This window comes from Candidatus Desulfatibia sp. (assembly GCF_036446775.1).
Classification (GTDB): domain Bacteria; phylum Desulfobacterota; class Desulfobacteria; order Desulfobacterales; family UBA11574; genus Desulfatibia_A.
This window is the reverse complement of sequence record NZ_JAZFTO010000194.1, coordinates 1-10,914: the sequence shown is the minus strand read 5'-3', so window position 1 is coordinate 10,914 and position 10,914 is coordinate 1. Positions and strand designations below refer to the sequence as shown.

The 10,914-nt window shown below is 48.6% G+C and carries 9 protein-coding genes; 7 read left to right on the top strand and 2 right to left on the bottom strand.

Features of this window, described 5'->3' with window-relative positions; genetic code table 11:
* Nucleotides 1-190 (bottom strand): D-aminoacyl-tRNA deacylase (locus V3S16_RS09595; protein WP_413884464.1); only part of this gene is annotated, 190 nt, incomplete at its 3' end.
* 498 nt (nucleotides 191-688) lie between these two features.
* Here V3S16_RS09595 and V3S16_RS09590 point away from each other — a divergent pair.
* On the top strand, nucleotides 689-1,420 hold the full coding sequence (locus tag V3S16_RS09590) for a hypothetical protein (RefSeq protein ID WP_413884463.1): 732 nt from the start codon (nucleotides 689-691) through the stop codon (nucleotides 1,418-1,420).
* Between the two features lie 162 nt (nucleotides 1,421-1,582).
* On the opposite strand, the gene V3S16_RS09585 is transcribed toward V3S16_RS09590, so the two are convergent.
* Nucleotides 1,583-2,926: a glycerate kinase type-2 family protein gene (locus V3S16_RS09585; RefSeq protein WP_413884462.1), complete on the bottom strand. Its 1,344-nt coding sequence runs from the start codon at nucleotides 2,924-2,926 to the stop codon at nucleotides 1,583-1,585.
* A 413-nt stretch (nucleotides 2,927-3,339) separates the two neighbouring features.
* Between V3S16_RS09585 and V3S16_RS09580 the strand changes: the two genes are divergently transcribed.
* The 6 genes from V3S16_RS09580 (at nucleotide 3,340) to V3S16_RS09555 (ending at nucleotide 10,701) form a co-directional block, all read left to right on the top strand.
* Complete coding sequence (locus V3S16_RS09580; protein ID WP_413884461.1) at nucleotides 3,340-3,909, top strand: YqgE/AlgH family protein; 570 nt, start codon at nucleotides 3,340-3,342, stop codon at nucleotides 3,907-3,909.
* Between the two features lie 426 nt (nucleotides 3,910-4,335).
* Nucleotides 4,336-4,851 (top strand): GGDEF domain-containing protein, encoded by a 516-nt coding sequence (locus tag V3S16_RS09575; RefSeq protein ID WP_413884460.1) that lies wholly within the window; start codon nucleotides 4,336-4,338, stop codon nucleotides 4,849-4,851.
* Between the two features lie 464 nt (nucleotides 4,852-5,315).
* Complete coding sequence (locus V3S16_RS09570; protein ID WP_413884459.1) at nucleotides 5,316-7,706, top strand: efflux RND transporter permease subunit; 2,391 nt, start codon at nucleotides 5,316-5,318, stop codon at nucleotides 7,704-7,706.
* On the top strand, nucleotides 7,609-8,421 hold the full coding sequence (locus tag V3S16_RS09565) for an outer membrane lipoprotein-sorting protein (RefSeq protein WP_413884458.1): 813 nt from the start codon (nucleotides 7,609-7,611) through the stop codon (nucleotides 8,419-8,421). Before V3S16_RS09570 ends, V3S16_RS09565 begins: the two co-directional genes overlap by 98 nt.
* Nucleotides 8,422-8,566: 145 nt before the next feature.
* On the top strand, nucleotides 8,567-9,766 hold the full coding sequence (locus V3S16_RS09560) for a hypothetical protein (RefSeq protein ID WP_413884457.1): 1,200 nt from the start codon (nucleotides 8,567-8,569) through the stop codon (nucleotides 9,764-9,766).
* Between the two features lie 152 nt (nucleotides 9,767-9,918).
* Complete coding sequence (locus V3S16_RS09555) at nucleotides 9,919-10,701, top strand: TatD family hydrolase (protein WP_413884456.1); 783 nt, start codon at nucleotides 9,919-9,921, stop codon at nucleotides 10,699-10,701.
* Nucleotides 10,702-10,914 lie beyond the last annotated feature (213 nt).

Below are 10,914 nucleotides of genomic sequence, written 5' to 3'. Positions count from 1 at the left end.
GGTTCATTTTGCCCTGCTCGTCTTCAAAAATTCTCAAATTTACGATTTTTTCCGCCAGAAAATCGGCGCCGGCGGTCTGATCCGGCTTGGCAACGCCCAGCAGCACCAGCAGTCCGCTGTCGATTTTACCGACGGTCTCATTGCCGACGGTTACGGAACTTGATTTTACCCTTTGGATGACTGCGCGCATGATGATACAGAATCTATAGGCAGAGACACGGTGGATGTCAAGAGCGTCTGGCGGTCTCAAAAAGAAAATTGAATTATTTTATTTTATACGCTAAACTATATCCTGGGTTAAGCGGTTCAACGTTCAAGCCCGCCCTGGCCTCCGGCTCGTAGAGACATGAGCCTACGCCTCGGAGAGCGCGACGACCGTTATCAAGGAGATCGACCCTCTGCTATTAAAAACATATGCCTTGGATCCAACTTCTTGAAATCAGGTCTGGGCCAGGGGTTCCGGGTTGATGAGCCCTAACAGGCTCAATCCAAAAGAGTTACGCCTACATAGAGGCGGTTAGTAATTTTCACCCAATGGGTAAAAGAGGCCAATCCTGGCATTGAGTTGTAACGTTAAGTAATGTCAAGATGTTATAACCTTTGAACCTAGAACCCTGAACCTGGAACCGATCAGTTTAGGTATATATTTACATTTAAGGAACTAATTGAGGGCAGGGGAGAATAAATCATGAGCAAACAGGAACTCGCCATCCTTTTTTCGGGAAGCATTGATTCGCTTGCACTTTATGCTCTTTCCGCGGTCGGTAGACATCCGGATATTCCTCGGCCGAGGAATATACACCTTTTGTGTATGCAAAACGGGGCATTGCGCTTTATGGCCTTTCCTTTTGAACGCTTTAAAACTGCTGAAAAAATCTTAAAGGCTCAAGCGCCGTCAACAGAACCTGTGCCCGATAGCAGCTTTGTCGAACTCGACACGGTAAGGCTCTTGCAAGGGTTGTGGCTCGATCAATGTGAAGAACTGATGCCGCAATACAACGGGAAAAATCTTGTCTGCACGGCCTGCAGACTCGCCATGCACACCCGTACTGTTATATATTGTGTCGAGCGTCTTGTTCCTCTTCTTATCGCCGGTAGTTCCGGAAAACAATCATGTTGTCCGCAACAGTCTGAAACTTTCATTACAAAAATAATGGCGTTTTCATCCGGTTTTGGAATCACAACTCGTTTTCCGGCGGATAGTGATTTTGATGATGACATGGTTATTAAGCACCTTCTTGAGGATCATGGACTCCCTTCAGACAATGGCGGGGAGCGCAAATGCCTATTTGCACAAACGCGCACCCTAACAACTGAAAAAGAAATTGGAAGCTATCTGGATGCCATGCTCCCGCATCTTAATAAATACGTAGAAAGCAGGCTTGAGGGCAACATCAGGGACGCAGCCAGGTGTTTTTGAGGAAACCTGTTTTCAGACCTCGTCATTCACCAGATAAAAATGACCGTAGACCGTTATATACGGCGGGATTTCACAAAAATTGGACATCCGGTCGGTCTGGGTTAGGAGGTTCAGCCTGCGACGAGCTCAGCCGAGTCGGGTTCAGCGTTCAGGGTTGCCATTTTATTTCACCAGAATAATCCTCAGATCCATAACGTTCGTGTTGGTGGGACCTGTCACAAACAGGTCGCCTAATTTTTGAAAAAAATGATACGCATCGTTATTTGCGAGGAAATGGTGAGGATTTAATCCCATGGCAGCGGCCCTTTCCATTGTAGTAGTATCCGACAGCGCTCCGGCCGCATCCGTGGGGCCGTCTGTGCCGTCTGTGCCGCCGCTGAGAACGACAATATCTTCACTGCCGTCGATATCTATGGCTGCTGCCAATGCAAACTCCTGATTTCGTCCTCCCAGCCCCGTTCCTTTTAAGGTAACCGTGGTCTCACCGCCGGAAAGAATACAGGCCGGCGGGGCAAGGGGGTTACCGGTTTTGATAATTTCTCTGGCGATGGCTCCGTGGACATAGGCTACATGCCTTGTTTCACCTTCGATCATGGAAGATAGAACCAGGACGATGTATCCCAGGCGTTCAGCTTTTTGCTTAGCGGCCATTACGGCATCCATATTGTTTCCGATAATAAGGTTGCGCGCTTTTTTAAATGCCGGATCTCCTTGCTTGGGGGTTTCAGGAACTTCCCCTTCAGCTCCGGCTTGAATGTGGGCCACAACGCTTTCAGGTAATGTGTTGACGATGTCGTATTTATTTAAAATTTCCATGCATTGGACAAAGGTGCTTGAATCCGGGACAGTAGGGCCGGAGGCGATCACGTCGAGGTCGTCTCCAACGACATCTGAAAGTATCAGAGAAACAATTGCAGCCGGATAGGCTGCTTCTGTAAGCCTGCCGCCCTTTAACATGGAAGTATGCTTTCTGATGGTGTTTATTTCATGAATGGTAGCGCTGCACGCCAGCAGTACTTTGATGGTATCCTGTTTGTCCTGCAGGCTGAGTCCGGGGAAGGGGAGGGGCAGTAGAGCAGATCCTCCTCCGGAAATCAGACATATAACCAGGTCGCCGTTTTCTGCATTTTGAGCAAGATTTAGAATTTCACCGGCACCGCGTTGTCCGTTATTATCAGGCAGCGGGTGCCCGGCTTCTATGAGTTTGATCCGCTCAAGGTCGGCAAGATGTTTATATTTTACATTGATGATACCGCTTGTGATCCTTTTGCCGAGAATTTGTTCCAAGGTTGCCGCCATGGGTGCAGCGGCTTTTCCCGCCCCGATCACATAGAGGTTGTTATATTTTCCCAGATCATAAATCCAATCCCCGATAATTAGATGATCGTCCTCAAGTCGGCAATAATTCTTTACAGCAGCGCCCGGTTCGACAGCCTGCAGCCCCCCATAGAATATATTGACAGCGTCGTTTCGCATCCCGGGAATTTTTTTTGATTCATGTTGCACGAATTCACCTATCGGTAACAATTCAGCCACTAAGGCACAAAGGCACAAAGAAGGAGTACAGAGTTCATCATAAGGCTGAAGAATGCTTTCTGTCAAAATAAAAGTGTTTTTCTGATTAAAGTTGTATTCTTGACAATAGCAAGTGATCGAAGTAATTTAGTAACAGGTAACAGTTCAGCCACTAAGACACAAAGGCACAAAGAAGGAGTATGGATTATAAAGCTTAATGATTCAGTTTTATTGGTTAAATTGGTTCCATTGGTTTGGTTGGTTAACAAATAAAACTAATTAAACCAATAAAACCAATCGGACAATTTAAATTAGTATTATAATCTTAGTGTCTTAGTGCCTTTGTGGCTGAACTATTACGGTAACAGTATCACTGCAGTGCTGCAATTTCCATGGAGGAAAAAATGGAAAATCAATTCTCGGCTTCCTTTAAAGGTGAGTTTTTGATGGCCATGCCAATTTTGGCTGATCAGAACTTTTACCAAACTGTTACCTGTATTTGCGAGTATTCGCCGGCCGGGGCGCTGGGTATCATCGTTAATCGGGTTCATCCTACTCTGTCGGGAAAAGATATCTTTGATGAACTGGATGTGGAGTACCTGCCGGGAGCAGAATCGATACCTATCCATATTGGAGGGCCGGTTCATATCGGCGAGATTTTTATATTGCATGGTCCTCCCTTTGACTGGGAGGGCTGTCTGATGATTACAAAATCGCTGGCCATGAGCAACACCAAGGACATTTTAGAGGAAGTCGCTATGGGCAGGGGACCGCAATCCTTTATTATCGCTCTGGGATGCGCCGGCTGGGGGCCAGGACAGCTTGAATCGGAGATAAAACAGAATGCCTGGCTGACATCTCCCGTTTTTGAAGATATTATCTTTGAAATACCGATTGAAACACGATGGGAGGGGGCCTTGAAAAAAATCGGGGTAGAGCCTGCACTGCTTTTGGACACCGCCGGTCATGCATGATATCTAAACTGAAACAGGCGATACCTTTTAATGGCTATCTATTCCTTAGTGCTTCGATGCGCAACTACTGTAATGTATTTAAGGATGTTAAGTTTGCGTATTTGCTTACTCAGCACTAAGTCCTGAGTGAATAAATTCGTTATCGAATTTATGAATCGATGGACTTAGCAACGGACGACGGACAATGGACAACGGACACCCAATTGAGCGTTTTCGCTCAATTGGGGTATTAAAAAAAATGTCTTGCTGAGGATTCGCGAAGAAACAGAGGGGTGTTAATAAAGTGAGTACATCAAACCCTGACAAAAAACCAAATAATCAGAACCTTCTTTCCTGGCAATCGGATTCGTACTGTATTCTTTACGCCGCATCGAAGAACTGAAATCTGAAATAGTCAGGCGCCGAAAGGTCGAAAATAAGCTGCAGATGAGCGAGAAAAAGTACAAAGAGCTCAGCATTACTGACGATCTCACCCGGCTTTACAATTCAAGATATTTCTATAGTAAATTGAAAGAAGAGATCAACAGATCCGTTCGTTATCAGCATCCATTGTCTTTATTGCTCATTGATATAGATGATTTTAAGATACTTAACGACAGATATGGGCACCTGGAAGGAGACAAAGTCCTGACTATGACAGGTAAAGTCATTAAAGATTGTTTGCGTAGAACCGACTCGGCCTACCGCTACGGGGGGGAGGAGTTTACGGTTATTCTACCCGGAACCGGGTTCAAAGCCGCCGTGAATGCCGCCGAAAGAATAAGAAAGCAAATAGGAACTCAAGAGTTCTCCACAAGTACAAATGAGTCTGTCAATATAACTGTAAGTGTTGGTGCCTGCCAGTTCGAACCGGGGGAGGAAATGAAAGCCTTTGTCAAAAAGGCGGATAATGCCATGTATGTGGCCAAACAAGATGGGAAAAATCGAGTTTCCCCATCATAATGGCACTGAAGTAAAGAATCCACGCCCATAGAACGTGGCTTTGGTTTGCCCCATAGGGGGGCTTATGGTCTTTGCCATTCATAGATTTTTATGGAGTATTGCAGTGGTGGAGCAATGGAGTAATGAAGGAACATCATTATAAATTCTAAGATAATTAAGTAATTTCATTGTTGCAATCACAATCGAATAACTTTTGAATGACAACCAAGCGAATTTTCAACACTCCAGTACTCCAATACTCCATTAATCCTTGTACCAGTCTTCAGGCAAAGCCTTTAGACTCTGACCACGCTCTCCGAGGCGTAGGCTCTACGAGCCGGAGGCCCATAGGACGTGGTTTTCTATGACGAAATAAATATTAAAAGGAGAGCTAAAAATGAAAACCAACGACAAAGAAAAAGCAACCCTGAACGGGGAACTCTGAACCTGTGAACGCTTACAATAATTGATAGGGGTAAATAGAGATGGGCAAGTTTGAAAAAATATTCGGACAGTTGGTGGTAAAGCGACGCTGGTGGATCATTGTCGCTACTCTCCTGATTGTGGCGGCTGCGGCTTCCGGGATGCGGCTTTTGACGTTCAATAATGATACGCGCGTTTTTTTCAGCGAAAAAAACCCTCAACTACAGGCCCTGGAAGCTCTGGAAAACACTTACAATAAAACTAATAACGTTCTCTTCGTCATTGCTCCCAAAAACAACGATGTTTTCACACGCGAAACCCTTGCAGCGGTAGAGGAGTTGACCGAGCTTGCATGGCAAATACCTTATTCCAGCCGGGTGAATTCTATCACTAATTTTCAGCATACCCGCGCGGAAGAAGACGATTTGATCGTCGAAGATCTGGTACAGGGCGACGGCAACCTGTCCGATGATGATCTTCTGCGAATTAAACGCATCGCTCTTTCCGAGCCTCTGTTAGTAAACAGACTACTCTCGCCTGCCGGGCATGTTACCGGTGTTAGCGTCATCATTCTCGCGCCGGGTAAATCTTTAAATGAAGTACCGAAGATAGCCGCGTTTGCCCGCAAAATGGCGGACGATTTCCGCAAGAAGCATCCCGGCATCAAGTTGTACCTTTCCGGCGGGGTCATGATGGACAACGCTTTTGGCGAGGCCGGCCTGAAGGACATGCGCACTCTGGTTCCGTTGATGTTGCTTACCCTGGTCGTCATTGTCGGGCTTTCCCTGCGTTCTTTTGCCGGAGCTTTTACTACGCTCATCATTACTCTGATTTCCATGGCTACCGGGATGGGGATGGCCGGCTGGCTGCGCATTATGATAACCGCGGCATCTTCCAGCGCTCCCACAATTATCCTCACCCTGGCCGTAGCCGACAGCGTACATATCCTGGTAACGATATTCCAGCAGATGCGTCAGGGCAATTCGAAGCATGAGGCCATCGCGGAGTCTATAAGGGTCAACCTCCTGCCGGTATTCCTTACCAGCATCACTACCGTCATCGGTTTTCTGACCATGAACTTCTCCGACGCTCCCCCTTTTCGTGACCTGGGAAATATCGTGGCTATGGGGGTTACGGCGGCGTTTGTATACTCGGTTATATTCCTGCCGGCTCTTATGGCTGTCATTCCCGTACGGGTAAAACCAAAGCCGGACGAGACTGTTTGTGCCGGCTGCGACCGGCTGGCCAGTTTCGTGATCAACCGGCGCAAAATGATATTCTGGGGATCCCCGATTGTTATCGTAGCACTGACCGCCGGGATGCTGCGAATTGAACTCAACGACAACTGGATCAAATACTTTGACAAAAGTTACGACATCCGCCGCGCCGCCGATTTTACCGAGGAAAACCTGACAGGGTTTCACATCATCGAATATTCTTTGGAATCCGGCGAAACCGGCGGCATCAACAACCCCGATTTTCTGGCAACAGTGGATGAGTTTGCCGGCTGGTATCGACAGCAGCCTAAGGTTGTCAACGTAAATACGATCACCGACACCATGAAGCGTCTGAACAAAAACATGCATGCGGACGATGAATCCTATTATCGAATCCCTGAAGAGCGTAATCTGGCCGCGCAGTATTTGCTTTTGTATGAGATGTCGCTCCCCTTCGGCCTCGATCTCAACAACCAGATCAACGTCGACAAGTCGGCAACCCGCTTGATCGTGACTTTAAAAGATACGACCACCACAGAACTGCGTAAAATGGACGAAAAAGCACGTGCCTGGCTGAGGGCCAACGCACCGGAGAACATGTACACCTATGGCTCCGGCCTGTCGATTATCTGGGCGCACCTGTCCCAACGCAATATTAACAGCATGCTGGGAGCATCCTTTGTAGCTCTGGTGTTGATTTCGGCCATTATGACATTAGCGCTGCGCAGTTTTAAGTTAGGCCTTCTCAGCCTGATACCGAACTTGACGCCGGCCTTGATGGCCTATGGAATATGGGGCCTGACGGTGGGACAGGTCGGGCTGGGCCTTTCGGTAATCGCGGCCATGACCCTCGGCATCGTTGTGGATGATACCGTACATTTCATGAGCAAGTACCTTCGCGCCCGGCGCGAACACGATTTTAGCCCATCGGCTGCTGTCCGCTATTCTTTTAATACCGTGGGCACGGCCATGTGGATTACAACCCTGGCCCTGGTGGCCGGTTTTATGGTACTCGCCCTTTCAGGCTATAATATGAATGCCGATATGGGACTGATGTCGGCGCTAACTATTTCGCTGGCATTACTTATGGACTTTCTGTTTCTACCGACCTTACTTATGAAAGTTGAAGGAAAAAAATATGAAACATTCAATAAAGAGACTAACGCAACGATTATTGACCGTCATGGCTCTGTTTTCGCTCCTGTTTCCACTGGCCGCAACGGCGGCGACGCCTGAAGAAAAAGGTCTTGCCATCGCCCGGGAGGCCGACCGGCGCGATGCAGGATTTAAGGATTTTACCGCCGATCTGCGCATGATCCTTAAAAATAAACACGGGCAGAAGAGTGTTCGCAAAATTCGCGTCCGCACCCTGGAAGTAGCAGTCGACGGCGATAAAAGCCTGACCATTTTCGACAATCCCAGAGACGTTAAAGGCACGGCTTTCCTGACCTTCAGCCACAAGCAGAGCGACGATGATCAGTGGCTCTACCTGCCGGCATTAAAACGGGTCAAAAGGATCAGCTCCCGCAACAAATCGGGCTCCTTCATGGGCAGCGAGTTCGCCTATGAGGACATCTCCAGCCAGGAAGTGGAGAAATACACCTACAAATGGATCCGCGATGATATTTACAACGGACGGGAATGTTTCGTGGTGGAACGTTACCCGGTGGACAAAAAAAATTCGGGCTACACCCGCCAGGTGTCCTGGATCGACAAGAGCGAATACCGCCAGTGGAAAGTCGAGTACTACGACCGCAAGAACTCGCTTTTAAAAACCCTCACTTTTAAAGAGTACCAACAGTATCTGGGAAAATACTGGCGGGCGGACCAGATGTACATGGTCAACCACCAAAACGGCAAAAGTACGGATCTGGTCTGGTCCAACTACAAGTTTCAGGTCGGACTCAAGACCAGAGACTTTACTAAGAATAGTCTCAAAAGAGTTAGATAATAAAATCGTTTTACGATTTTATAAAACGCGGCTACGCCGCTATATTTGGCGAAAGGTTTATCCGCCTCCGTCGGGCTACAATTCCTACAAACTTTTTACTTTTTACGTTTTACTTTTTACTTTTCACGGAACTATCAAACTTAAAATGAGAATCAAAGTTTTAACTGTGTCCGCGCTGATTCTGATCATGGGTGCGGCGTTTGGGGCTCGGGCTTCAGCCTATGATTTTTCAGGCTATGTGGCCGTCGAGGGCCGTTATTTCCCGCCAGCGCCATTAGACCCGGCGCAAAAAAGAAACAGCGGATCGCTGGCCGTCCAGCCGGAATACTACCACGAATGGGAGAACGGCTCCAGCTTCACCTTTGTCCCTTTTGCAAGGCTCGACAGCGCTGATTCGGAGCGTACTCATTTTGACATTCGAGAGTTGAACTATCTGTGGGTTGCCGATTCGTGGGAGCTGCGCGCCGGCATCGGCAAAGTGTTCTGGGGGACAACAGAATTTGTCCATCTTGTGGACATCATCAATCAGACTGATGCTGTGGAGTCGGTCGACGGTGAAGAGAAACTGGGCCAACCCATGATCCAACTTTCAATTTTAAGAGATTGGGGGGCATTGGAGTTGTTCGTATTGCCCTATTTCCGGGAGCGAACTTTTCCAGGGCGCGAAGGGCGTCTACGTTTTGCAGCCGTGGTGGATACCGACAACGCCAGGTATGAAAGTGCCGATGAAGAACATCATCCGGATTTCGCAGCAAGGTACAGCCATACCATAGGAGACTGGGACTTCGGCATCTATAATTTTAACGGCACCGGACGCGAGCCCACCCTGGTTATGGGTCTGGACAGTGCCGGCCGGCCGGTCCTTATCCCTTTTTATGAACAGATCAATCAGAGCGGCCTTGATCTGCAACTGGTAGCCGGCGGGTGGCTGTGGAAGCTGGAAGCGATCTACCGCACCGGCCAGGGTGAGGATTTTTTTGCATCTGTCGGCGGTTTTGAGTACACTTTTGTGAATATAGCCGCAACCGGTATGGATTTAGGAGTACTAGTTGAAGGTGCCTACGATGACCGCGGCGGCAAGGCCACCACATTTTTTGAAAACGACGCCATGTTCGGCCTGCGCCTGGCCGTAAACGACGCTGCCAGCACAGAGCTTCTGGCTGGATTCAGTCAGGACCTTGAAAACTCCTCCCGCTCTTTAAGCCTTGAGACCAGTCGCCGTTTCGGCGACAACTGGCTGCTTTCCATAGAATCCCGAGCCTTGGTTGACCTGCCTGAAGACGATCTTTTCTACAGCCTGCGAGACGCCGGCTTCATTCAGCTGGAGCTCGCTTATTATTTTTAACTCAAGTTTCGCACCCTCTTTTGTTACTGACTAAAAATTGCGAAGATGTTGAACTTATAGCATTTCAGTGCTAAACAGCATTCTGATCATTGATCACTGGTCTCTGATCTCTGGTCTCTGACCTCTGAAATCATGCATCATGGAACTTGCTTATGAAACTATTCGACAGCCACTGCCATCTTGACGACCGCGCCTTTGACGGCGATATCGAGGCGGTGATTCAGCGGATGAAGGCCGCCGGTGTTGCCGCTGCCATGATCGCGGGAACAACCCAAAAGCGCTCTGCCAAAGCCGTTTCCATAGCCGCATCTTTTGCCGGTTGCTATGCCTCGGTCGGCATTCATCCCCACGCCGCCAAGGACTGTGGCGAAGCGACACTCAGTTTTTTCAAAAAGCTCGCCCAAAGCCCTAAAGTGATTGCCTGGGGTGAGATCGGCCTCGATTTCAACCGCATGTTCTCCCCCCAAAAAGATCAGGAAACGTGGCTGATCCGGCAGCTTGAAGTCGCCGCCAATCTGAATCTCCCGGTAATATTCCACGAGCGCGACAGCAACGGCCGCCTGATCGAAATTCTGAAAAACCACCGGCAAACGCTTCAGGCAGGGGTAATCCACTGTTTCAGCGGGAATAAAACCGAACTGCAACAATACCTGGCTCTGGGCCTTTACATCGGTATAACCGGAATTTTAACCGTCAGAAGTCGCGGCGCGGATCTGCGTAAGCTTGTCCCCCTTATCCCTGCAAATCGCCTCTTAATTGAAACCGACGCCCCCTACCTCGTCCCCGTGCCGGAAAGGAACCACACCCGGCGTAACGAACCCGCCTTTGTGCGCACGGTTATGTTGAAACTGGCGGAGGTGCGCAACAAATATCCTGAGGATCTTGCGGCAACAGTATGGCAAAACACCTGCCGGCTTTTCGGTATAGATACTTGATGCTGGATACTGGATGCTGGATACTGGATGCTGGATGCTGGATACTGGATGCTGGATGCTGGATACTGGATGCTGGATGCTGGATACTGGATGCTGGATACTGGTAACTGATTACTGACCTCCGACCTCCGACCTCTGACCTCGGCAGTTCAAAGGTCTCTTAATTGGACATCAGATGCCCGACCGCCTGCTCCAGCCCATCCAGGGTGAGTT

What these genes read in the sequence shown, in the direction of transcription:
- V3S16_RS09590 (WP_413884463.1), top strand. Translation starts at nt 689, where the DNA reads ATGAGCAAACAGGAACTCGCCATCCTTTTTTCGGGAAGCATTGATTCG.
- V3S16_RS09580 (WP_413884461.1), top strand. Translation starts at nt 3,340, where the DNA reads ATGGAAAATCAATTCTCGGCTTCCTTTAAAGGTGAGTTTTTGATGGCC.
- V3S16_RS09575 (WP_413884460.1), top strand. Translation starts at nt 4,336, where the DNA reads ATGAGCGAGAAAAAGTACAAAGAGCTCAGCATTACTGACGATCTCACC.
- V3S16_RS09570 (WP_413884459.1), top strand. Translation starts at nt 5,316, where the DNA reads ATGGGCAAGTTTGAAAAAATATTCGGACAGTTGGTGGTAAAGCGACGC.
- V3S16_RS09565 (WP_413884458.1), top strand. Translation starts at nt 7,609, where the DNA reads ATGAAACATTCAATAAAGAGACTAACGCAACGATTATTGACCGTCATG.
- V3S16_RS09560 (WP_413884457.1), top strand. Translation starts at nt 8,567, where the DNA reads ATGAGAATCAAAGTTTTAACTGTGTCCGCGCTGATTCTGATCATGGGT.
- V3S16_RS09555 (WP_413884456.1), top strand. Translation starts at nt 9,919, where the DNA reads ATGAAACTATTCGACAGCCACTGCCATCTTGACGACCGCGCCTTTGAC.